Source organism: Mesorhizobium sp. M0938 (genome assembly GCF_040319125.1).
GTDB classification, from domain to species: domain Bacteria; phylum Pseudomonadota; class Alphaproteobacteria; order Rhizobiales; family Rhizobiaceae; genus Mesorhizobium; species Mesorhizobium robiniae.
Window position 1 is genome coordinate 308219 of sequence record NZ_JAMYNS010000008.1, and the last position, 22543, is coordinate 330761.

General features: G+C 62.2%; 24 protein-coding genes. 14 read left to right on the forward strand and 10 right to left on the reverse strand.

The window, feature by feature from the left end:
• The first annotated feature begins 152 nt into the window (after nucleotides 1-152).
• Both NKH73_RS17135 and greA read left to right on the forward strand, forming a co-directional pair.
• Nucleotides 153-689, forward strand: coding sequence for a tetratricopeptide repeat protein (locus NKH73_RS17135; protein ID WP_352933688.1), 537 nt, complete (start codon nucleotides 153-155; stop codon nucleotides 687-689).
• A 262-nt stretch (nucleotides 690-951) separates the two neighbouring features.
• The gene (gene greA, locus NKH73_RS17140) at nucleotides 952-1425 is read left to right on the forward strand and encodes a transcription elongation factor GreA (RefSeq protein ID WP_065012064.1); all 474 of its coding nucleotides are present in this window, start codon (nucleotides 952-954) and stop codon (nucleotides 1423-1425) included.
• A gap of 27 nt (nucleotides 1426-1452) precedes the next feature.
• Here greA and waaC read toward each other — a convergent pair whose 3' ends face one another.
• The 3 genes from waaC to rfaD are packed head-to-tail and all read right to left on the reverse strand — an operon-like array spanning nucleotide 1453 to nucleotide 4354.
• Nucleotides 1453-2427, reverse strand: coding sequence for a lipopolysaccharide heptosyltransferase I (waaC, locus tag NKH73_RS17145; protein ID WP_352933692.1), 975 nt, complete (start codon nucleotides 2425-2427; stop codon nucleotides 1453-1455).
• Nucleotides 2424-3431 (reverse strand): lipopolysaccharide heptosyltransferase II, encoded by a 1008-nt coding sequence (gene waaF / locus NKH73_RS17150; protein WP_352933695.1) that lies wholly within the window; start codon nucleotides 3429-3431, stop codon nucleotides 2424-2426. Before waaF ends, waaC begins: the two co-directional genes overlap by 4 nt.
• Nucleotides 3404-4354, reverse strand: a complete 951-nt coding sequence (gene rfaD / locus NKH73_RS17155; protein WP_352933698.1) for an ADP-glyceromanno-heptose 6-epimerase — start codon at nucleotides 4352-4354, stop codon at nucleotides 3404-3406. Before rfaD ends, waaF begins: the two co-directional genes overlap by 28 nt.
• 337 nt (nucleotides 4355-4691) lie before the next feature.
• Between rfaD and NKH73_RS17160 the strand changes: the two genes are divergently transcribed.
• The 5 genes from NKH73_RS17160 to NKH73_RS17180 all read left to right on the forward strand — a co-directional run bounded on the left by NKH73_RS17160 (nucleotide 4692) and on the right by NKH73_RS17180 (nucleotide 9207).
• On the forward strand, nucleotides 4692-5594 hold the full coding sequence (locus tag NKH73_RS17160) for an alpha/beta fold hydrolase (protein WP_352933701.1): 903 nt from the start codon (nucleotides 4692-4694) through the stop codon (nucleotides 5592-5594).
• 126 nt (nucleotides 5595-5720) lie between these two features.
• Nucleotides 5721-6353, forward strand: coding sequence for a LysE family translocator (locus NKH73_RS17165; protein WP_352933703.1), 633 nt, complete (start codon nucleotides 5721-5723; stop codon nucleotides 6351-6353).
• 149 nt (nucleotides 6354-6502) lie between these two features.
• Nucleotides 6503-7993 (forward strand): D-glycero-beta-D-manno-heptose-7-phosphate kinase, encoded by a 1491-nt coding sequence (gene rfaE1, locus NKH73_RS17170; RefSeq protein ID WP_352933706.1) that lies wholly within the window; start codon nucleotides 6503-6505, stop codon nucleotides 7991-7993.
• A 7-nt stretch (nucleotides 7994-8000) separates the two neighbouring features.
• Complete coding sequence (locus NKH73_RS17175) at nucleotides 8001-8573, forward strand: D-sedoheptulose-7-phosphate isomerase (RefSeq protein ID WP_352933708.1); 573 nt, start codon at nucleotides 8001-8003, stop codon at nucleotides 8571-8573.
• A complete protein-coding gene (locus tag NKH73_RS17180; protein WP_352933711.1) occupies nucleotides 8566-9207 on the forward strand; it encodes an HAD family hydrolase in 642 nt (213 codons plus the stop codon). Before NKH73_RS17175 ends, NKH73_RS17180 begins: the two co-directional genes overlap by 8 nt.
• A 48-nt stretch (nucleotides 9208-9255) precedes the next feature.
• On the opposite strand, the gene NKH73_RS17185 is transcribed toward NKH73_RS17180, so the two are convergent.
• Nucleotides 9256-9732 (reverse strand): Lrp/AsnC family transcriptional regulator, encoded by a 477-nt coding sequence (locus NKH73_RS17185; protein WP_352933714.1) that lies wholly within the window; start codon nucleotides 9730-9732, stop codon nucleotides 9256-9258.
• Nucleotides 9733-9993: 261 nt separating this feature from the next.
• Between NKH73_RS17185 and trxB the strand changes: the two genes are divergently transcribed.
• Nucleotides 9994-10968, forward strand: a complete 975-nt coding sequence (gene trxB / locus NKH73_RS17190; RefSeq protein WP_352933716.1) for a thioredoxin-disulfide reductase — start codon at nucleotides 9994-9996, stop codon at nucleotides 10966-10968.
• Nucleotides 10969-11053: 85 nt separating this feature from the next.
• Nucleotides 11054-11950 (forward strand): LysR family transcriptional regulator, encoded by an 897-nt coding sequence (locus NKH73_RS17195; protein WP_126105318.1) that lies wholly within the window; start codon nucleotides 11054-11056, stop codon nucleotides 11948-11950.
• A 234-nt stretch (nucleotides 11951-12184) separates the two neighbouring features.
• Here NKH73_RS17195 and NKH73_RS17200 read toward each other — a convergent pair whose 3' ends face one another.
• The 3 genes from NKH73_RS17200 to NKH73_RS17210 all read right to left on the reverse strand — a co-directional run bounded on the left by NKH73_RS17200 (nucleotide 12185) and on the right by NKH73_RS17210 (nucleotide 16708).
• Complete coding sequence (locus tag NKH73_RS17200) at nucleotides 12185-12682, reverse strand: methyltransferase family protein (protein WP_352933721.1); 498 nt, start codon at nucleotides 12680-12682, stop codon at nucleotides 12185-12187.
• 706 nt (nucleotides 12683-13388) lie between these two features.
• Nucleotides 13389-15440: an elongation factor G gene (locus NKH73_RS17205; protein ID WP_352933723.1), complete on the reverse strand. Its 2052-nt coding sequence runs from the start codon at nucleotides 15438-15440 to the stop codon at nucleotides 13389-13391.
• A gap of 401 nt (nucleotides 15441-15841) precedes the next feature.
• Entirely contained in the window at nucleotides 15842-16708 is an 867-nt protein-coding gene (locus NKH73_RS17210) for an alpha/beta fold hydrolase (RefSeq protein WP_352933726.1), read from the reverse strand.
• A 148-nt stretch (nucleotides 16709-16856) separates the two neighbouring features.
• Between NKH73_RS17210 and NKH73_RS17215 the strand changes: the two genes are divergently transcribed.
• Together NKH73_RS17215 and NKH73_RS17220 are read left to right on the forward strand one after the other, a co-directional pair.
• The gene (locus NKH73_RS17215; protein ID WP_352933729.1) at nucleotides 16857-17435 is read left to right on the forward strand and encodes a methyltransferase family protein; all 579 of its coding nucleotides are present in this window, start codon (nucleotides 16857-16859) and stop codon (nucleotides 17433-17435) included.
• A gap of 150 nt (nucleotides 17436-17585) precedes the next feature.
• Nucleotides 17586-17981, forward strand: a complete 396-nt coding sequence (locus NKH73_RS17220) for a (R)-mandelonitrile lyase (RefSeq protein WP_352933732.1) — start codon at nucleotides 17586-17588, stop codon at nucleotides 17979-17981.
• Nucleotides 17982-18045: 64 nt separating this feature from the next.
• Here NKH73_RS17220 and NKH73_RS17225 read toward each other — a convergent pair whose 3' ends face one another.
• A complete protein-coding gene (locus NKH73_RS17225) occupies nucleotides 18046-19248 on the reverse strand; it encodes a pyridoxal phosphate-dependent aminotransferase (protein WP_352933735.1) in 1203 nt (400 codons plus the stop codon).
• Nucleotides 19249-19454: 206 nt separating this feature from the next.
• On the opposite strand from NKH73_RS17225, the gene NKH73_RS17230 reads away from it, so the two are divergent.
• From NKH73_RS17230 to NKH73_RS17240, 3 genes are all read left to right on the forward strand, one after another.
• Nucleotides 19455-20348 carry an EAL domain-containing protein gene (locus tag NKH73_RS17230; protein WP_352933738.1) on the forward strand — a complete coding sequence of 298 codons (894 nt, stop codon included), beginning with the start codon at nucleotides 19455-19457 and terminating at the stop codon, nucleotides 20346-20348.
• Nucleotides 20345-21199, forward strand: coding sequence for an EAL domain-containing protein (locus tag NKH73_RS17235; protein WP_352933741.1), 855 nt, complete (start codon nucleotides 20345-20347; stop codon nucleotides 21197-21199). The genes NKH73_RS17230 and NKH73_RS17235 overlap by 4 nt, the downstream gene beginning before the upstream one ends.
• A 103-nt stretch (nucleotides 21200-21302) precedes the next feature.
• Nucleotides 21303-21914 (forward strand): glutathione S-transferase family protein, encoded by a 612-nt coding sequence (locus tag NKH73_RS17240; protein ID WP_352933744.1) that lies wholly within the window; start codon nucleotides 21303-21305, stop codon nucleotides 21912-21914.
• 14 nt (nucleotides 21915-21928) lie between these two features.
• Here the strand turns inward: NKH73_RS17240 and NKH73_RS17245 are convergent, their stop codons facing one another.
• Both NKH73_RS17245 and NKH73_RS17250 read right to left on the reverse strand, forming a co-directional pair.
• Nucleotides 21929-22183, reverse strand: a complete 255-nt coding sequence (locus NKH73_RS17245; protein WP_352933747.1) for a type II toxin-antitoxin system RelE family toxin — start codon at nucleotides 22181-22183, stop codon at nucleotides 21929-21931.
• Complete coding sequence (locus tag NKH73_RS17250) at nucleotides 22180-22380, reverse strand: hypothetical protein (RefSeq protein ID WP_352933750.1); 201 nt, start codon at nucleotides 22378-22380, stop codon at nucleotides 22180-22182. Before NKH73_RS17250 ends, NKH73_RS17245 begins: the two co-directional genes overlap by 4 nt.
• Nucleotides 22381-22543: the final 163 nt, after the last annotated feature.

Consider the following 22543-nt stretch of genomic DNA (forward strand, 5'->3'; position numbering starts at 1 on the left):
AATTTGCAGCGCTCGTCACGTCATGTTCGACGCTTCAATTTTCCGACCGGCACGGATCGTTTAAAAAAGCTTTCAGCGGCTATGACTTTTCCGGGATGAAAAGGCTTTTGCCCGGCGTTAGTCCTGCATTGTCATGCTTCAAGGAGGCTTCGATGCGCAGACGATTGCTGATCCACGTTCTGGCGGTTGCCGCCCTGCCGCTGTTTGCGGTTACGGCGTTTTCGGCCGGTGAAGGTGGAGGCGGGAGCGACCAGACCACCACCCAGTGCAAGAAAGGCACGGTCTGGGACAAGAAGCTGAAGAAGTGCGTGGCGCCCAAGCAAGGCATGCTGGACGACGACAACATCTATGAAGCCGGCCACGCGCTGGCGATGGCCGGACGTTATGACGAGGCGATCGCCGTGCTCAGCCTGGCTGCCGACAAGAAAGACCCACGCATCCTCAACTATCTCGGCTACTCGCATCGCCATTCCGGACGCGTCACCGTCGGGCTCGGCTATTACGAGGAAGCGCTGCGCATCGACCCGAACTATACGCTGGTCCGTGAATATCTGGGCGAGGCTCATCTGCAGATCGGCGATCTCGCCGGAGCCCAGGAACAGCTCCGCGAGATCGAGAAGCGCGCCGGCAAGGGGTCTCGTGAATACGGCATGCTGTCGGAGCAGATCGACCATTTCATGAGGAGCTGATTCGGATCCCAATCCTCCTCAACCGGCTGTGAGCAATCGCAGCCGGTTTTTGTTGCCGGCGTGGCGGCATTTCCACAAACGGTCGATGAATTTTCAGAAACCCCCTTTTTTGGGCGTGAAAAACGCGCCAAGATTGCTATATCTAGGGAAATTGCGGTGAGACGGTTCCGTTAGCCCGAGGCTGCCGGACCGTTTTCTTTTTGTACCCATCGACAAGGTCGCTCCCGGAATGCGGGGGCGGCGGCAGGAAAGGTCAGGCATCATGAACAAGGTCCCGATGACAGGCGAGGGGTTCGCTTCATTGAAGGAAGAACTGCGCTGGCGCCAGCAGGAAGAGCGGCCGCGCATCATCGAAGCAATCTCAGAAGCGCGCTCGCATGGCGATCTTTCGGAAAATGCCGAGTATCACGCGGCGAAAGAGGCGCAGAGCCTCAATGAAGGCCGCGTCAACGAGCTTGAGGACTTCATCGCACGCGCCGAGGTGATCGACGTTACCAAGCTCAGCGGCGAAAAGGTCAAGTTCGGCGCCACCGTGGTGCTGGTCGACGAGGACACGGAAGAGAAGAAGACCTACCAGATTGTCGGCGACCAGGAAGCGGACGTGAAGTCCGGCCGCATCTCGATCTCCTCACCGATCGCGCGGGCGCTGATCGGCAAGGAAGTCGGCGATGCGATCGAGGTCAATGCGCCGGGCGGTGCGCGGGGCTATGAGATCGTCCAGGTGCAGTTCATTTAGGACCTTTTGATAATTCTGAAAAAGGTCCTATGTCGCGGCCTGCGATTTGAGTGCCAGCAGCCTCTCGGCCTCTGCCAGCACGTCCGCAGGCACGACGCGACTGCCGGGCGGGGCCAGTAGCGTTGACGAGAACGGTCCGCGCGGCCCGGTCAGACCGGGTTCTGTCGCCAGAAACACGGCGACGGTCGGCAGACCGAATGCACTGGCGAGGTGGGTGAGGCCGGTGTCGGCGCCGATGACCAGCACCGAGCGGCCGATGATCGCGGCAACCTCGGCAAGCGGTGATTTCGGCACTAGAACGGCCTGCGGAACGGCCTCGGCGATCGCTTCGGCAACCGCCTTTTCCCTGTCGTTAGACCAGGTGGTGACCGGCGTCATTCCTCTTTCTACGAGAAGCCGGGCAGTTTCGACCCAGTCGCCGGCCGGCCATTTCTTGTCCTCGCGGCTGGTGCCGTGCAGCAGGAAGGCCGGTTTTTCGCCGGCAAAATCCGAACTGCCGGCCGACGGCACGATGCCGGACTCGAGTCTTGAAAAATCCGGCTCATAGCCAAGCGCCAGCCCGAACAGCCGCCTTGTGCGTTCGATGGCGTGCAGATCGCGCGGCACCGCGTAGCGGCGGTCGTAGAATAAAGTCGCCGAAGGTTCGCGGGCGCTCGATCGGTCGAAGCCGGCGATCGGCGCCGCAGCCAGTTTCGCCACCAGGGCCGATTTCAGCAATCCTTGCGCATCGATGACGAGATCGTAACGGCAATCCCGCAAGGCGCGGCGCAATCTTGCCGCTTCGCGCCATGTGCTGGGGACGAGCGGGCGCGTGCGCCAGCGCCGGATCGCCACAGTGTGGATGGTTGCGATCGCCGGATGTAGGGCCACGATGCCGGCAAAAGCCTCTTCCACACACCAGTCGAACGACACATCCGGCCGGCTGCGGCGTGCATCCTCGACGGCCGGAAAGGTGTGAATGACGTCGCCCATCGAGGATGTCTTGACGATGAGCACCCTCATGCGGCGGCCGGCATTTCCAGCAGCCGTTCCGCTGCCGCCGCGACCTGTGCCACCTCGAGCGTTTTCAGGCAATTGAGATGGCCGAGCGGGCAGATTTTCCGGTGGCAGGGCGAACAAGACAGGCCGAGCCAGACAAGTTCGCGCTGCTCGGCCAGCGGCGGCGTATTCTGCGGCGAGGTCGACCCGTAGACGGCAACGATCGGCGTGCCGACCGCGGCGGCGACATGCATCAGCCCGCTGTCGTTCGACACCGCAAGCCTGGCCGCGGCGATCAGGTCGATGGCGTCCTCTAGCCGCGTCTGGCCGGCGAGGTCGACAACGCCTGGTGCAAGCGTGGCGATTTCCGCCGTCACCTCGGCGTCGTTCTTCGATCCGAACAGCGCGACCCTAAAGCCTTTCGCTATCATCTCGCGGGCAAGGCCGGCATAGCGTTCGCTCGGCCAGCGTTTGGCCGGGCCGAACTCGGCGCCCGGCATCAGCGCGACGAACTCTTTTGCCTTCAGCCCGAAACGGCTCAGCAATTCGGCCTGGTTTTTCGTGTCGACGGCGAGCTTGGGAGCGCGGAACGTACCTCCCTGCGCGAGACCGAAATAGGCCTGCGCCGTGCGCCGTTTCATATCGTCGGGCAAGGGAACGATATCCGTCAGCAGCCGGTAGCGCATTTCCTTGAGATGGCCGACACGGCGCGGAATGCGGGCAAAGAACGGCACCAGCGCCGACTTCCAGCTGCCGGGCATGACATAGGCGATGTCGTAGTGGCCGCGCAGCAGGCGGCCGAAGCGCCTTCGGATGCGGAATTCCAGTGCGCCGGATTTCAGCGGCAGATCGATCTGCTGACGTATCTCGGGCATGCGTTTGACCAGTGGCGCCGCCCATGCCGGGGCCAGCACGTCGATCGCGGCGTTGGGGTGAAGTTCTCTCAGCGCCGAGAACAGGCACTGCGCCATCACCATGTCGCCCACCCAGCGTGGGCCGATCACGAGGATCGTTGGGCTTTCAGCCATTCGACATAGTCTCTGACGCCGGTTTCCACTGTGCGAAACTGACCATTGTAACCGGCGGCGCGCAACCGGGACATATCAGCTTGGGTAAAACTCTGGTAGCTGCCCTTGAGATGATCGGGGAAGTCGATGAACTCGATCTCGCCTTTGCCCAGCGCGCCAATCACCGTTTCGGCAATGGCGCGGAACGGCTGGGCACGGCCCGTGCCGCAGTTGAAGATGCCGCTTGAACCCCGCTTCCATAGCCACAGATTGACGTCGGCGACATCGCCGACATGGATGAAGTCGCGGCTCTGCTCCCCGGGTCCGAAACCGTCATAGGCGCCGAACAGCTTCGGGTTCTGGCCCTGCTCGACCTGGTTGAACAGGTGGAACGCGACCGAGGCCATGGCGCCCTTATGCGCTTCGCGCGGTCCATAAACGTTGAAATAGCGCAGGCCCGCGACAGGCGAATGGTCTGTGCTGAAGACGGTGCGGCGGACATAGTCGTCGAACAGCTTCTTTGAATAGGCATAGACGTTGAGCGGACGTTCGCATTCCGGCTCCTCGCGAAACTCGGCGCCGCCGCCATAGACCGAAGCCGAGGAGGCATAGAGGAAGGGCACGCGCAGTGCCAGGCAAGCATGCAGCAGCCGCTTCGAATAAGCGTAGTTCACCTCCATCATGAACCTGCCGTTCCACTCGGTGGTGGTCGAGCAGGCGCCCTGGTGGAAGACGGCCTCGATGCGACCGAGGTCCCCGACCTCCATCCGCGTCAGGAAATCGTCCTTGTCGAGATAATCGGCGATCTGGAGATCGGCGAGATTGGCGATCTTGTGGCCATCGGTCAGGTCGTCGACGACGAGGATGTCGCTAACCCCGTCTGCATTGAGCGCGGCGATGATGTTGGAGCCGATCATGCCGGCGCCGCCCGTGACGATGATCATATCAGTACGCCCTGACCTGCGGTTGCTTGCCGATTCCGGCCCTTATAGGGGAGGCTGGCGGGCCTGTCGATAAAGGCCGCTGGCGGCCTGGGCTGGCTGGACGCCGCAGCTTTGCCAACGGCCCATGTTGAACTCGGTTCAAGTTCGACAGCGACATACGCGGGATTATCGAGACCGGTACGACGAACGTAGGGATGGATCGACCGGACTGTTTTCGAAATAAGGTCTGCGTAACGGTCGTTTAATCGTTCGTCTTTTCGTTGGAAAGCATTGCACCGGTTCCATCAAACCCGAACAGCAGCAGCACCATCGACGGTCAAGCTTTCGCATATCTTCAATGCAACTGGAACAGACCGGCATGTTTGAAGGCTTCGAGCACAAGATTGTTTCGGTCGAGGGTATAGATATCGCTTGCGACGTGGGTGGTTCCGGACCACCGCTGCTCCTGCTGCACGGATTTCCGCAGAGCCGGGCCATGTGGGCACGGGTTGCTCCGCAACTTGCAACCCGCTTCACGGTTGTCTGCGCCGACCTGCGCGGTTACGGCGATTCGGCGAAGCCGAAATGCGTGGCCGATTGTTCGAATTACGCCTTCCGCGCTTTCGCTGCCGACCAAGTCGGTGTGATGCGCCATCTTGGCTTCAATCGCTTTCACATGGTTGGTCACGATCGGGGTGGGCGCACCGGACACCGGATGGCACTCGATCATCCCGACGCTGTGCTGTCGCTCACCGTCATGGATATCGTGCCCACCTACGCGATGTTCATGGACACCAACCGGAAGGTCGCCGGCGCCTATTGGCATTGGTATTTTCTTTCGCAGCCCGAACCCTTCCCCGAACGCCTTATCGGCAACGATCCCGACTTCTTCTATGAAACCTGCCTTGTTGGCTGGGGTGCGACCAAAATCTCGGATTTCGACCCCGAGATGATGACGGAGTATCGGCGTGCGTGGCGTGATCCCGGCATGGTCCATGGCTCGAGTTCCGACTACCGGGCGGCTGCGAGCATCGATCTCCAGCACGATGCAGCCGATCTCGACCTGAAGGTCGCTTGCCCAACGCTCGTGTTTTATGGCTCGTCCGGCACAATGGCGTCCCTGTTCGATATCCCGTCGGAGTGGCGCAAGCGCTGTTCCAATGTGACCGAAGCATCGCTTCCAGGAGGCCATTTCTTCGTCGATCAGTTTCCGGTAGAAACGGCGCAGCGCTTGACGGAGTTTTTGACCGATCTCGCGTGAATCGGGAAGCGAGCTACCTCACGACCAATCCATTGTACCAAGGCCGGTGTTGAAGCGTCACAGTGCCGCCGCAAAGCAATCGCTTCAGTCGGCGATCCACCGGCAAAGCGCGACAGGAGCAAGGCAATGCCGTCGACCGAACTGCTTATCGCCTTTTTTGCCACCACGGCGATCTTCGCTTATATCCCCGGCCCGGCGATGCTTTACGCTGCTGCGCAAACCATGGCTCGCGGCCGCTGGTCCGGCCTGACGGCGGCGCTGGGTATTCATCTCGGCGGTTATGTGCATGTCATCGCCGCCGCTGCCGGACTGTCCGTGCTTTTCCATGCCGTGCCGACGCTCTACGTGGCGGTCAAGCTGGCCGGCGCACTCTATCTGATCTGGCTGGGCGTATCGCTGTTCCGCGCCAGGGCGCAAGACGATGCGGTAATCCCGGGCGTTGTTCCGAAATCTGCCCGCCGCGCCTTTTTCGAGAGCATCACCGTCGAGGTGCTCAATCCCAAGACGGCAATCTTCTTCATGGCGTTCCTGCCGCAATTCATCGACGCGTCGGCGACGTTTCCCGTCTGGCTCCAGTTCCTCGTTCTCGGGACGATCGTCAACCTGATGTTCTCCTCGGCGGATGTCATGTGCGTGGTGCTGGCAGGTGTGCTGATCACGAGGCTGCGGCGCTCGAGCCACGCGCAGCGCCTCATGCGGCGTGCCGGCGGTGCGGTGCTCGTCGGATTGGGCGTTCATGTCGCTTTGCAGAAAAGCTGATCCGTCGGCCGCCGTTGGCTGTGATCCGCTAGGCGCCTGCCGTTGCCTTGGGCCGAATTGCGGTATATCGGCTTCGCCATGAACGACCAGCCCCGCCAGTCCAGCGCTTTCACGGCCGGGACTGGCTCCCATCGCACGTCGCGGATAACATGAGCGAGCAATATTTGCCTTCTCCCGAACCCCTTCACCGCGCCATTTCGCGGTTCAGCGGCGTCACCGTGCTGGTGGTCGGCGACTTCATCCTTGACCGTTTCGTCAACGGCATCATCGAGCGGATTTCGCCTGAAGCGCCTATTCCGGTGCTGCGCGGGCGTGGTGAAACGTTGGCGATAGGGGGCGCCGGCAATGTCGTCTCCAACATTGTGTCGCTCGGCGCTGCGGCGCTTCCGGTCTCGGTGATCGGCGACGATCATGCCGGCGACAATATCATGCGGATGCTCGCCGAGCTTGGTGTCGGCACTGGCGGCCTCGCACAGGACGCGAACCGCATGACCTCGTCGAAAAGCCGCTTCAGCGCGCTCAACCAGCAGGTACTGCGCTTCGATGAAGAGGAAATCAAGCCGCTGGGCGACGCGGAGCGGGCGACGCTGATCCGGCATTTCCGCGCCGCGCTCGCGCAAGCCGACATCGTTATCCTGTCCGACTACGGCAAGGGCATGTTGCTCGACGGCGTCGCCGGCGAGTTGATCTCGATGTGCCGTGAAGCAGGAAAGCCGGTGCTGGTCGATCCCAAGGGCCGCGACTATGCGTGCTATGCCGGGGCGACGGCGATCACGCCCAACCGCAAGGAACTTGGCGAGGCGGTCGGACGCGCGGTATTTGCCGATGACGAGATCGTGGCCGCGGCACGTGAGCTGATCTCGGCGCATGGCTTCGATTTCGTCGTCGCGACGCGCAGCGAAAAAGGCATGAGCGTCGTCGGCGCGGACGATGCCCGCCACATCGCCACGCAGGCGCGAGAAGTGTTCGATGTTTCAGGCGCCGGTGACACCGTCATCGCGACGTTTGCGCTGGCTCTCGCCGCCGGCGCCGACCGTAGCATGGCCGCCGCCATCGCCAACGCGGCGGGTGGCGTGGTGGTGGGAAAGCGCGGGACCGCGCGGCTGACGGTTGAGGAACTCAGCGGCGCGCTGTTTCGCTCGCACGGACCGATTGCCCACAAGGACGCAATCCTCGATGCCGTTGCCGCCGCACGGCTGGTGGCGACGTGGAAGGACGAAGGCCTGAGCGTCGGCTTCACCAATGGCTGCTTCGATATCCTTCATGCCGGCCATGTCAGCCTTTTGCATGCGGCGCGCAGCCAATGCGACCGGCTGGTTCTCGGGCTCAACAGCGATGCCTCGGTGCGCCGGCTGAAAGGGCCGGGGCGCCCGGTCAACGACGAGCATGACCGGGCCTGCGTGCTGGCCGCGCTAGCCTCGGTCGATGCCGTCGTCGTCTTCGAGGAAGACACGCCGCTGGCGCTGATCGAGGCGCTTAAGCCCGACATACTGGTCAAGGGCGCCGACTACACGATCGATCAGGTGGTCGGCGCCGAAGTGGTGCAGAAGGCGGGCGGCCGCGTCGTGCTGGTCGATCTCGTCGCCGGCAAAAGCACGACCGGCACCATCGGCAAGTTGCGCGCCGGCAGTACAAGCTGAGGTTTTCATGTCCGAACTGAACGATTACCTGGTCCGCTCGGCGGCCGCGATCACCGCGATGGTCGAGCGCGACCTCACCGGCGAGATGGAGCGGGCGGTTACCGCCATCGTCGCCGCACTTTCGCAAGGGAAGGCGCTGCTGATCTGCGGCAATGGCGGCTCGGCCAGCGACGCCATCCATATCGCCGGCGAACTGGTCGGCCGCTTCCTTAGGGAACGCAAGGCCTACAACGTCATCGCGCTGCCGGCCAATGCGGCGGTGCTGACCGCCTGGGGCAATGATTACGGCTTCGACACGGTGTTTTCGCGCCAGGTCGAGGCACATGGCGCGGCGGGTGCCGTGCTGCTCGCCATCTCGACCAGCGGCAACTCGCCCAGCATCCTTGCCGCCGCCGAACAGGCGCGCAGGATGGACATGACGGTGATCAGCCTGACCGGCGAGACCGGCGGCAAGCTCAAGCCGCTCTCCGACATCCTGCTCAACGTGCCCTCGACCTTCACGCCGATCATCCAGCAGGGGCATCTGTGCCTCTATCATCATCTGTGCGAAATAGTCGAAGCGCGCCTCTGCGATGGCTGACAAAGCGGTAACGCCGCACTCGCTGGTTGAGCCGGGTCTTTGGGTGGAGCGGATCGGCGACAGGGTTTTTCCTGAACGGATGCCGGCGCTGTTTCTCGATCGTGACGGCACCATAAATGTCGATACCGACTACCCCAGCGATCCGGCTCAGATCGTTCTGCGCAAAGATATCGCGCCAGCGATCGCTGCCGCCAACGAGGCCGGAATTCCGGTCGTCGTAGTGACCAACCAGTCCGGCATCGCGCGCGGGTATTTTGACTGGAACGTTTTCGCCAATGTGAACGGTCGCGTTTTGGATCTGCTGCGCGATCGAGGTTCGTTCGTGGACATGGTGCTTGCCTGCGCCTATCACGAGGCGGGTGAGGGGCTGCTGGGCATCGCTGACCACCCGATGCGCAAGCCCAATCCGGGCATGCTGCTTGAGGCAGTGAAGCGTTTACGGCTCGATCTCAAGCGCTCGCTCATCGTTGGCGACAAGCCGGCTGATATGGAGGCGGGGCGGCGCGCGGGTCTTTCGCGGGGCTGGCTGGTCGACGGCGAGGCCTCCGGCGAGCGAGGTTTTCCGGTTCTACCGCTGCGCAACCGTAGCGACTTGAGCGGGCTGCTGAGGGCGATCGAGGCGCTCTGCCCTTGATCTATCCAGGTCAGGATAAATCGCGTCCGGCGTGCCCTGCCATCCAGATCAAGCCGAGAAAGCCACCAGGCCCTCGTCCTTGACCCGGCGGATGGTCAATGCCGTCCGCACCGTGTCGACGTTCGGCGCCGAGGCCAGCTCCTCGATGACGAATGTCTGGAAGGCGCCGAGGTCGCTTGCCACGCAATGCAGCAGGAAGTCGGATTCGCCCGACACCATCCAGGCGTCGCGCACGATCGGCCAACCGCGTGTGCGTTCGGCGAAGGTTTTCAGCTCGGCGTCCGCCTGGTGGTGCAGGCCGATAAGGCAGAAGGCGACGACGTCCAGGCCGAGAGCCGGCGCATTGAGCAGGGCGCGGTAGCCTCGGATGATGCCGGTCTCTTCCAGCCGCCTGACGCGGCGCAGACATGGCGGCGCCGAAATGCCGACACGGCCGGACAGCTCGACATTGGTCATGCGCCCGTCTTGCTGAAGCTCGCGCAGGATCTTCCAGTCGATGGCATCGAGGTCGGCTTTGAGCGGCATGGATACCTTCGGCGCTTCACGCAAGAATCTTTCGCGATTCTGTAATTAAACGACTTCGTCGTCCATTCCATCCCTTCGCCTAGTGATTTTCGGACAGTTACCGCGCAAGATGTTCATGGATCGTCTGTTTGTGCCGAAGCTTTCCGGGGACGAAGGCCAGGTCGTCTTGCTGGCGTCGCCTGCAACACCTAGATTAAGGCCGATATCGATCTCCCTGTGCCGGACGCTTCATTCGCGTCCGGTTGTTGTGAAAGCCCTGCTATGACCACCAAGCACGCGCCCGTTCTCATCATAGGCTCCGGTCCTGCCGGCTATACGGCGGCAATCTACGCCGCCCGGGCCATGCTGAAGCCGATGCTGGTCGCCGGCCTGCAGCAGGGCGGCCAATTGATGATCACCACCGATGTCGAAAACTATCCGGGTTTCGCCGATCCGATCCAGGGTCCGTGGCTGATGGAACAAATGCTGAAACAGGCCGAGCATGTCGGCACCGACATCATCAACGATATCATCACCGAGGTGGACCTCAATGTGCGTCCGTTCCGCGCCAAGGGTGATTCCGGCACTACCTATACCGCCGACGCGTTGATCATAGCCACAGGCGCGCAGGCGAAATGGCTGGGCATCCCGAGCGAACAGACCTTCATGGGCTTCGGCGTATCGGCCTGCGCCACCTGCGACGGCTTCTTCTATCGCGGCAAGGATGTCGCGGTGATCGGCGGCGGCAATTCGGCGGTGGAGGAGGCGCTCTACCTTTCCAACCTGGCAAAGAGCGTGACGGTCATCCACCGGCGCAGCGACTTCCGCGCCGAGCGCATCCTGAGCGAGCGGCTGTTCAAGAAGGACAATGTCCGCATCATCTGGGACACCGTCGTCGACGAGATCACCGGCCAGTCCGGCAAGATGCCGCTGCCGCCCTCGGTGGAAGGGCTGAAGCTGCGCAATCTGGTGACCGGCCAGGAGATGCATCTGACGGTTGACGGCGTGTTCGTGGCGATCGGCCATGCGCCGGCGGTCGAGCTGTTCGCCGGCAAGCTGAAGCAGAAACCGAACGGCTATCTGTGGACGGCGCCGGATTCAACCTGCACCGACGTGCCGGGCGTGTTCGCTGCCGGCGATGTGACCGACGACATCTACCGCCAGGCGGTGACGGCGGCGGGACTCGGCTGCATGGCTGCGCTCGAGGCGGAAAAGTACCTCGCCGGGATCGAAGTTCACCGCGAAGCGGCGGAGTAAGAAAGCGGAGAAAGCCGCGCAAAAGCCTGATTTCTCATTCAGGCGCTAAAAACAGGCAGACGCCAAAAAACAGAACGGGGGCATCATGGCGTTGGACTGGGACAAGCTACGCGTGTTTCACGCTGCGGCGGAGGCTGGGTCGTTCACCCATGCCGCCGAGACACTGCATCTGTCGCAATCGGCGATTTCGCGTCAGGTCAGCGCGCTCGAACACGACGTCGGCGTGCCGCTGTTCAATCGCCATGCCCGCGGCCTGGTGCTGACCGAGCAGGGTGAGATGCTGTTCCGCACGGCGCATGACGTGCTGATGAAGCTGGAGACGATCAAGTCGCGGCTGACCGAGGCCAAGGACCGGCCCTCCGGCGTGCTCAGGGTGACGACCACGGTGGGGCTCGGCGCCGGCTGGCTGACCGAGCGCGTGCAGGAATTCATCGAGCTTTATCCCGAGATCAGCCTGCAGCTGATCCTGGCGAACGAGGAACTCGACCTCACCATGCGCCGGGCGGACTGCGCTATCCGGCTGCGCCAGCCGCAGCAGCCCGATCTTATCCAGCGTCGCCTGTTCACCGTGCATTTCCATCTCTATGCGGCGCCTTCTTACGTCAACAAGTATGGCAAGCCGGCGTCGATCGCCGAGTTGAAGGCCCACCGCATCGTCACCTTCGGCGTGCCGGTGCCGGCGCATCTGTCGGAATTGAACTGGCTTGAAACAGTCGGTGATTTCGAAGGCGGGCAAAGAGTGCCGACGCTGCAGATCAACGACATACTGTCGATCAAGCGCGCGGTACAGGGTGGCGCCGGCATCGCCATGTTGCCCGACTATGTGGTCAGCAAGGACTCAGGGCTGGTGCAGTTGCTGCCGGAGACCGAAGTGCCGTCCTTCGACACCTATTTCGCCTATCCCGATGCCATGAAGAACCAGGCGAAACTGCATGTCTTTCGCGATTTCATCATTGCCAAGGCGCGAAGCTGGTCGTTCTAAGGGCATGTCGATATTCAGGTGATGCCGGCCTGCGAAGGAGGGCTTCCTGCGCTTCCGGTCTTCGCCGGCCGAAGCACTCATGGGCGTTCGCGGCAGTCAAGGCTACGGCCGGCGTAGGCCGGTGGTCACGGACCCAAATGTCCGCTCCGTTCCGGTTCTCGGAATCCCCCATTCTCGGCTCGGCCTGACCTGAATCTCAACATACTTTGAAATAAAGCGGTTCCGTTTCCGGGCTCACTCACGCCATGGCGTCAGGCGGGGCAGCCAGCCGGGAACGGCGCGGCGGTAGGCCTCGTAGTCGGCGCCATAGCGGCGGGCAAGCGTCGGTTCCTCATGGAACTTCACGAATGAGACCATGGCGGCGGCCGCATTGACGGCGTAGGCAACGAGCGCCCAGCTCGAAAACAGCAGCGCCTGGCCAAGGATGATCGACAGCACGGCTAGGTACATCGGATTTCGGACATGGCGGTAAACGCCGCCGACGACCAGTCGTTCGGTCGGCGCGACCGGCGCGGGCGTGCCCAGCCCTTGGAGGGCAAAACGGGCGAAGGCATGAAGCAGCAAGGTCGTGGCGACGACAATCAGGACCCAGCCGACCGGTACCAAGCCGGGCAGGGTCGACCACGGCAGACGATAGCGATTGGTCAGCAACCAGGGCAGCAATCCCGCGACCATGCCGGGTGCTGCGATGAAGAACAATGCGCTGCCGGCGATCGCCGAAACTCTCCGCACCGGTGGCTCCCTGCCAGATTGCCACAGAAATGAACGCGAACTGCCCGATTCCACGTCATTCGGCGTTTTCAGTGTTTTCACCGAGAATTAATGTTGATTCGCCTTTTCCGCTGTGATTCCCGGCTCGCGAAACCCTGCATTTCAACGATTTTGCTGGTCCTATGAGTCCAAGGAATGGGTTAGACCACAGCCTGTGTCATTTTGCATGTGTGTGTTGCAAAATAGATGCTTGTTTCTTGGGCATGATGAGCACATATATAGATCATCTCCTGGGCGCGTTCTCCTCCCATTAGCGCCCTAGAGTGTTCCCCTCTGGAGGTTAGCCCTAACAGGCACTTCCAATCAAACTCAGCCGGATCTTCATTGATCCGGCTTTTTTGTTGCCTGAAACCTGCCGGCGCCGAGGGAAAGCCAACCGAATTGTCACGTAACAGTGACATGTAACCTCAGGTAACATATCGCAAGCGCTCCGCATCGACTAGGCAGATCATAGGACGCGGTGTGGTTCGTGCGGGAGATGGGGGCATCACTCGGACGATCCGGGCTCAGGCGGCTACCGCGTCCGAACCATTCTTCCGCTGAAGCCGTCAGGCGCTGGCGGCATGTGCGGCGGACCTGCCGTTTCGCCTCCCACGAAGACGGTCCGCAAGAGAGCGGCGTCCGGATCATTCCGGGCGCCGTTTCCTTGTGTTCGCCAAGTCCAGTGTCAGGCGGCCTTGCCGTTGGCGCTCAACGCCTCGTCGGCCAGGCGGCCGGTGAGTTCGGCCATATGGTCGAAGGCGGCACGATAGCTGGCCACGCCGGCGGTGGCTGAACGCAGTTCGATGATCAGGTCGCCGATTTCGGCCTGCGGCATGGTTGCCTCGACGACATCCCATCCAGGCCAGCCGGGCCGCGCATCGTAGCCGAGGATCTGGCCGCGCCGTTGCGGGATCAGGGCGATGATCCTCGACGTCGCGTCGGACGGCGTGACGATCTCGACCTTCATGACCGGTTCGAGCAGCACTGGCGAGCAGGCCGCCATGCCTTCCTTCATCGCCAGCTTCGCCGCCATCTGGAAGGCCATGTCCGACGAATCGACGGCGTGGTACGAGCCGTCGGAGAGGTTGACGGCGACATCGACCACCGGAAAGCCGAGCGGGCCGGATTTCAGATAATCACGTACGCCGGTCTCGACCGACTGGATATAGGTCTTCGGCACGGCGCCGCCGGTGATGGTGTCGGTGAACTGGAAGCCGGAGCCGCGCGGCAGCGGTTTGATCTCGATCACCACGTCGCCAAACTGGCCATGGCCGCCCGACTGCTTCTTGTGGCGGCCACGCTGCTGCGCCGTTTTGCGGATCGTCTCGCGATAAGGCACGGCCGGCGGATGGCCCTCGACCGGGATCTGGTTCTTACCTTCCAGCCGCTCGCGCACGACGCGCAGATGCATCTCACCATGGCCCGACAGTACAGTTTCGGCCGAATCCTGATTGTGGCGCAGGCTGAGCGAAGGATCTTCTTCGGCAAGGCGCTGGATGGCCGCCGACATCTTCACCTCGTCCTTGCGTTCCTTCGGGCGCAGCGCGAAGGCGAAGACCGGTTGCGGCGGCGCCAGTGTGACCAGCGGCTTGATGCCGCCCTTGACCGAGCTCAGCGTCTGGCCGGTCGTGACGTCGTCCAGCTTACCGAGGGCGACCGTGTCGCCGGCCGTAGTCGAGGTGAGCTTTGTCTGGTCCTTGCCGAGCATTCTGTAGATGCCGGAGACTTTTGCCGTGGCGCCATTCGAAAGGAAGAGCTCGGAGGCGTCGGCAAGCTGGCCGGTCAGGATGCGCGAGACCGACAGTTTGCCGCCATGCGCGGTGTGAATTGTCTTCATCACTTGGACGACGGTCCCCTTGCCATCGGGTGCACCAAGGCGCTTGCGGGTCGCCTCGATGTCGGGCGCGTCGTGGCGGATCGTCTTCAACAGGCGCAGCACGCCGTTGCCCTTCTCGGCGGTGCCGATCAGCACCGGCGTCACTGCGCCGTCACGGAGGTCAGCGGCGAGGTCGTCGAAGATCGCGTCCTTCGGCGGCTCGATCTCTTCGAGGAGCTGTTCCATCAACTGGTCGTCATGATCGGCGAGCGTCTCCAGCATCGAAAAGCGCGCCTCCAGCTCGCGCGCCTTGTCGTCACCTGGAATCTCGGCGATCTCGCTTTCGGCATATTCGCGATAGATGTAGGCGCGCTCCAGAGCGAGATCGATCGAGCCGATGACGACGCCGTTCTTGCGCAGCGGAACCTGGCGAAGCAGCAACGGCGCCGAGCTTGCCGGCTGCAGCATCTTCAGCGTGTCGCGCACGGCTGATATGGCCTTGTCGACCTTGTTGAGGAACATGATGCGCGGCATGCCGAGATCGTCGAGCTTGCGCATGATCAGCTGCAGGGCAGGAATCTTCTTCTCGTCGGCTTCGGCGACGACGACGGCGATGTCGCAGGCGGCGAGCACCGGCTCTGCCTCGAAGGAGAATTCGATGGAGCCGGGACAGTCGACAAAGGTGAGCTGCTCGCCCATGAATTCGGTGGTGGCAAAGGTCGCCTCGACGCTCATGGCGTGGGCGCGCGCCTCAGGCGAATGATCGGAAACGGTGTTTCCCGACGATACGGGATTCTGGCGGGGAATGGCGCCGGTACGGGCTAATATGGCTTCGAGAAGTGTCGTTTTACCGCTTGCAAAGGGACCGACTATGGCAATGCATTTCGGTCCCGTACGTCGTCCTCCGGCGCGAGTTCCCATGACTGACCTCCACTCAGGCGTTTCCCTGGGAGCGGCGGCCGGCCTGTCGACCGTCGCGGGCGGGGCTTTTTCAGTTTGCCACCTACCCAAAAGCATCGTCCCACGGGTTAGCCGGGAGGGCAAGGGATTTGAGGTTCGGGTCAGTCGGGTGGGGCCGATTGACCTTCTTTCTTGCTGCCTCAAACGCCGGCGGTCGCATCCGCGACCTTGGCTTCACGCGCCAAAGGGCGCGACGGCCGGTCGGCCTTGCCATTTTCGCTTCGCGAAATGGTTTCCATCGCCGATGCAGGGCAGGAAACAGGATTTTTTTCCTTCACCCGATTGCCCTGATTTGAGGTTCGCCAGACATCGCGGATGTTGCCGCTACGGACGCAGGGTGAACACCAGCCCGCCGACAGGTTTCAGCCGGCCCGGGTTCGGCGTGGTGCCAGCGTGGCTTCGTCCCTGCTTTGCTCGGCTACCGTTTCGGCAAAGCGCGCCAGCAGCGGATTGAACAGGTCCGGACGCTCCCAGAATGGAGCGTGCCCGGTATTGGGGATGACGTGGCAATGCTCCCATAACGAGCCGTAGGCGAGCGTTTCAAAATATGTGAGCCGGACAAACGGGTCATTCTCGCCGTTCACGATCGCTAGCGGAAATGCAGCCTGCTCGACAACCTGCTTCTGATCGGCACCCTTGCCGGTTATCATGCCCCGCGTCACCGCGGAGCGCAGCCGGCCGTCCGTGCGCAGGATGGCCTGGCGGAAGGATGGATCGGCGGTGTCGCCGAAGCATAGGGCTTCGAAGCGCTCGGCATCGCGCTCCGAGTAAGCTTTCTTGGACGCGAGCAGCATGTCCCAGCTGGCATGAAAGCCACGCAGCATGCCGAACGGTCCTTTCGACACCGGCGGCGCGCCGGTCAGCATCAGCCCGGCGACCGCCTGGTGAAAACTCGCGAGCTCGATTGCAACGTGCCCGCCGAGCGACCAGCCGAAAACGACGGCGCGATCGATTCCCAGGCGGTCGAGGAGTTGAGCCGCCGATTGAGCTAGGCGAGCTATCGTATAGGCGGTTGCCGGGTCATCGGCGTCGGACGATTCACCGTGGCCGGGAAGATCGAAGGCGATCAACCTGTGGGCAGCCGCCAGGGAGCTGTCGAACTGCCGAGCGAATACCGCCCGCGAACTGCCCGAGCCATGGATCAGCACGATGGGGATGCCAGAGCCCGACGACTGGCTGAGGCGCAACTCCGCATGCTGGGTGCGGATCGTGCGGTGGGAAACGACCATGCTGGATTAGACCCTCGGATTGGCTGACGGCCAACGTCGCATCTCAAGGTCACCATGTTGTTTAGGTTTGTGGTTAAGAAAGGATTTATCAGCGGCAATCGGGTACAATGACGAATCCACGAGAGCTAATCTAAGGGGACCATTAGTGATGGAAGGCGCGCTCGATCTTCTTGTCTCGATCACCAGCATCGCGACGCTCGGTCAATATGCCTGGTCCATGCGCGCTCATTTCCAGTCGCCGACCATGCCGCCTGGCGCCATGATCGTTTCGGCTGTCGTGATCGGCGTGGCGTTGTTCTTTCTCGCAATCCTGTGGATCGAACGGCAGCCGGTGGCGGCGAAGATCGGCGGGCTCGCCATCGAACTGGCAAGCTCCGTTCTGTTCTGGTGGGCGATCGCCATTTCCCGCAAGGCACGGCTGCGCTTTGCGTTCGACGCCGACAATCCCGACAGTTTGGTGACCGACGGCCCTTACTTCTATATCCGCCATCCGTTCTATGCGTCCTACATCATCTTCTGGATCGGATGGGGGATCGCGACCTGGTCGATCTGGGCGGTGGTGCCTGTCGCCGGGATCGTCGTCATCTATACGATCGCTGCGCTGGACGAAGAGAGGAAGTTTTCGCGCACTGCGCTGGCCGGTGCCTATGGAGCGTACCGCGCACGCACCGGCCTGTTCTGGCCGCGCCTGCGCCGTGATCGGCGAAGCCGTCGGATCCGGGCATAGGCGTCCCATCAAATCCCGCGACAGAGCCGTCGCCGAACAGCCGCGAAAGCGGTTGCAGCATGGTGGCTATCGGACGAAAGTGCCCGTTTCTAGCAACAAAAGGAACGGTCGCCGCCGACCGATCCACCATCAGCTTGAGGATTCGCAACGATGAAGATCATTGCCTGTGGCAGCGCACCGACCATTATTGCGCCGGAAAAGTACTTTACCGGCCGTGTGTTGCAGACGCCGATCATCGAGAAGGAATCGCCGGCGCGGCTGCGCGCCGTGCTGGTCAGTTTCGAGCCGGGCGCGCGTACACACTGGCATACACACCCGCTAGGCCAGACACTCTACGTGGTATCGGGCGCGGGCCTCGCTCAAAGCTGGGACGGCCCGATACAGGCGATCAGGGCCGGCGACGTCATCTCGTTTGCGCCTGATGAAAAACACTGGCACGGAGCCGCCCCGAAATCGGCGATGGCGCACATCGCCATGCAGGAGGCGCTCGACGGCGTCCACGCCGACTGGCTGGAAAAGGTGACGGACGAGCAGTATGGCGGCTGAGGCTTTTTAAGCCCAATGAAACCCGGCTCGCGGCCGGGTTTCATTTTCGATTTTGATGGTCGCCTTAGATCAGCGAGGCGGTGAAGCGCTGGATGCGCGTGCAGGCTTCCTCTAGCAACTTCTCCGACGTGGCGTAGGAGATGCGGAAGTTCGGGCCGAGGCCGAAGGCCGAACCGAACACCACCGCCACCCCCTCGGCCTCGAGCAGTTCCGAGCAAAAGGCTTCGTCGCTATCGATCACCTTGCCGGCTTTGGTCTTCTTGCCGATCAGCTTGGCGCAGGACGGATAGACATAGAAGGCGCCTTCGGGCGATGGGCATGTGATGCCGCGCGCCTGGTTGAGCATCGACACGACGAGATCGCGCCGCGCCTGGAAGATCGCCTTGTTTTTCGCAATGAAATCCTGCGGACCGTTCAGCGCCTCGACCGACGCCCACTGCGCGATGGTGCAGGCGCCTGATGTCTGCTGGCCCTGGATCATGTCCATCGCCTTGATCAGCGCGACCGGTCCGGCCGCATAGCCGATGCGCCAGCCGGTCATGGCATAGGCCTTCGACACGCCGTTCATGGTCAGCGTGCGCTCATAAAGCTTCGGCTCGACCTCGGCGATGGTCCTGAAGACGAAGTCGCCATAGATCAGGTGCTCATACATGTCGTCGGTCAACACCCAGACATGCGGATGCTTCAACAGCACGTCGGCCAGTTCGCGCAATTCAGCCTCGGTATAGGCGGCGCCCGACGGGTTCGACGGGGAGTTCATCAACAGCCATTTGGTGCGCGGCGTGATCGCCTTTTCCAGCGCCGCCGCCGTCAGCTTGAAACCGTTGTCGATGGAGGTGTCGGCAAAAGCCGAGGTGCCGCCGCAGATCGCCACCATCTCGGGATAGCTGACCCAGTACGGCCTCGGGATGATCACCTCGTCGCCGGGGTTCAGCGTCGCCATGAAGGCGTTGAACAGGATCTGCTTGCCGCCGGTGCCGACGATGGTCTGCTCCGGCCGGTAGTCGAGATTGTTCTCGCGCTTGAATTTCTTCGCGATCGCCTCGCGCAGCGGCACGATGCCGGAAACCGGCGGATATTTCGTTTCGCCGCGGCGAATGGCCTCGATCGCAGCATTCTTGATGTTGTCGGGCGTGTCGAAGTCCGGTTCGCCGGCACCCAACCCGATCACGTCGCGGCCGGCGTTTTTCAACTCCCGCGCTTTCTGCGTCACCGCGATGGTCGCGGAAGGCTTTACGCGGGAAAGGACGTCGGCAAGAAAGGCCATGACGATGTTGTCTCCTTGGGGATGCAGGCGGTCCGTCCGACCGCGGCGTCTCTCATGTCGCATCATCCCGCCGAGCGCAAGCACTGTCGGATGAGCCAGATCTCAAATCCCCGGCAAATCCGGCAACAATAAATTCACTTACCGGCGGTAAAAACCCGGGTGGCTGGATCACGATCCATTCCGCCAGTCTCGCAAAGCGAGGAACCGTGTCGCGCAGCATCGGGCATGCCCACATCATCCGTCATGATGACGGCACCGCCAGCGGTGTCTGGGGCGCCTATACGCTGCGGAGCGCTTTCCAGCCGATCTTTGCCTTCAGCAACGGCAAATTATCGGCCACCGCATTCGAGGGGCTGATCCGGCCGTTCCGCGACGGCGAGCCGCAGTCGCCGATGAGCTTTTTCGACACCTGTCCGACGATCGACCGCCTGCACATCGAGGCGCTGACAAGGACTCTGCACCTTTTGAACGCCGGCGCCTGCCTGTCGCAAGAGGCATTCATCTTCATCAATTTCAATCCGTCGGTGTTCACCGACCGCAGCATCGCCGACAAGGCGCTACGCGACATGCGGCTGGTGCTGCATGAGGCTGAAATCGATGCGAGCCGCGTCGTCTGCGAGGTGACCGAGCAGAAATCGGCGTCGCAGGAAACGCTCTATAATTTCGTCGAGGCGCTCAGGGCCAATGGATTCCGCATCGCCGTGGACGACTATGGCGCCGACGAGTCCGACATCAACCGCATCAAGGCGCTCAGGCCTGATATCGTCAAGTTCGACGCTCGCTGGATCGTGCAACTGATGGAGTCCGGCGCCGGTTTCGCGCTGCTGACCGCCATGGTGGCAAGCTTCGAAGAACAAGGCATCCGCACGGTGTTCGAGGGCATCGAGGAGGGCTGGCAACTTGAACTGGCCGAAAAATCGGGAGCCTCGATGGTGCAGGGATTCGCGCTGGCGCGCCCGGAGCTCGCGCCGACCAGCTTCCACGTCTTCGGTAAGGACAGGCAGACGCCCGCGGCAGTGCCCAATGCCGGCGGTGCGCCTGCGACCGTACCGGCTTCGCTGCGGCCGAAACGGGCTTTCGGCCGCAAGGTCGCGCCATGACCGAGCGGCACGACAGGCGGCGCAATGTCGGCGAGGCGATCTTCGCCGACGAGGTCGGGATCGAATATGGCGTCTATGGCGCGTTCCGGCTGAGGAGTGCCTATCAGCCGATTTTTGCGCCGCGCGGCAGGTTTTTGACGGCCGTTGCAGTCGAAGGCCTGATTGAGCCGCACCGCGCCGGCAGGTCAGTCGCGCCACCCGCGTTTTTCGAGGGCGTGCCTCTGCCGGATCGCCTGTTCGTCGAGACGATGTGCCGGGTGCTGCATCTCCGGAACTTCCGCAACATCGGCGTCGACGGGCTCGACCTGTTCTTCAACTACAATCCGCTGATCAATGATGACCCCGGGCGGGCGCTGGCCGAAATCAGGCTGATGACCCGGCATCTCGCCGAATTCGACCTGCACCCCGGCATGCTGGTCTGCGAGATCACCGAGCAGGCGGCTGACGACAAGGTGCTCGTCAGCCTGGTGCGCGAGATGCGGCGTGACGGCGTCCGCATCGCCATCGACGATTTCGGCACCGGGCATTCGACGGAGGAGCGGGTCGCCCTTGTCCAGCCGGACATCGTCAAGATCGACGGCACCTGGTTTGCGGAATTCTGTCGCCATGCCGCCGCCGAACGATTTTTCCGGCCGCTGGTTTCCGCGCTGCACGACCGCGGCGCCAAGGTGCTGGTCGAAGGCATCGAGCAATCCACGCATCTGCGTGTCGCGCTGGACGGCGGCGTCGATCTGATGCAAGGTTTTTACCTTGGCCGGCCGGCGCTGGCCGGCACGGTTTTCGACGAGGAGCCGCAATCGATCGACAGACTGCTTGGCAGGACCAACAACGTCGTGCCGCTGTTTGGCTGATCTATCAGCGGCGCTGATGGTTGCGCCAAAACAAATCACTGGATGAAGCCGTTGCTGCCGGGATAGAGCCTGGGCTGTCGTTGCACGAGCGATGGGAGCAAAAATGACCATACTCTATGGAATGATCGACAGCGGTAATTGTTACAAGCCGCGTCTGCTGATGGCCAAGCTCGGCATGGCCTTCACCAATGTCGAGGTGAGTTCGCATACCGGCGACACCCGCAAGCCCGACTATGTCGCCAAGAACCCGAACGCCATGGTGCCGCTGCTCGAGCTCGACGACGGCAGGCTGCTTGCCGAATCCAACGCCATCCTGCTCTACCTCGCCGAAGGCACGCAGTTCCTGCCTGCCGATAAATACGAGCGGGCATTGGCCTATCAATGGCTGTTTTTCGAGCAGTACAGCCACGAACCCTATATCGCGGTGCGCAAGGCGCTGCTGACTTTTCCCGAACGGGCCAAGGACGCGACGCCGGAGCGGCTGGCGGTGACGCTGGAGCGCGGCAACAAGGCGCTCGGCGTGATGAACAAGCATCTGGCGGGGAGCGCGTTCTTTGCCGGTGATGCATTGAGCGTCGCCGACATCGCGCTCTACGCCTATACCCATACGGCCGAGATGGGCGGCTTTCAACTCGACGCCTATCCGGCGGTGGCGGCCTGGCTGAAACGGGTCGAGGCGGATAAGGGGCACGTGCCGATCGAATGGCTGGGATAGCTCTGTCCTCACGGCTATTTCAGCAGGCGATCATATTCGGAGTGAGTGCCGATCCAAAACCAGACCATGTCTTCATGGGCGCGCACAGCAACGGCGCGATAGTTCTGGTCAACCCGCGCCGACCAGTAGCGTCCAACTTGTTTGAAATGCAGCGATGGATGGAAAGGATCAGAGCGCAGTTTGTCGAAACGCCTATCTGCTTTGGATCTGATCGACGCAGGTAATTTGCTGTAAGCCTCCCAGAATGAGGGAGCGGCGACATGATTCACAGAGGCCGGGTCCGGCCGGCGCGATGATCAGCCAGTGCCTGCTCGGCAAGTCTATCCAACCTGCCAGCCTTGGCGTCGGCTTCGATCTGCCGATCCCACATATCCGCCTGCAGCCCCTCGAACCAGGCAGCAAACGCCTTCAGCTCCTCGGGGCTCAATTCGGCAACGGATTTTTCGATCTGTTCGAGCTTGCTCATGGGCTAAAAATACCATGATTGGTACAATAAGGCCAAGGTAGCTTGTTTCATTGGAAATCCGGACAGCAAAAAGGCGGGACAAAATCCCGCCTTCCCATGCTTGGTAGCCTGATCGGGAGCGTTCGGTCCGGGCCGTCAGCAATCTGCTGCTCGGCTTGTCGGG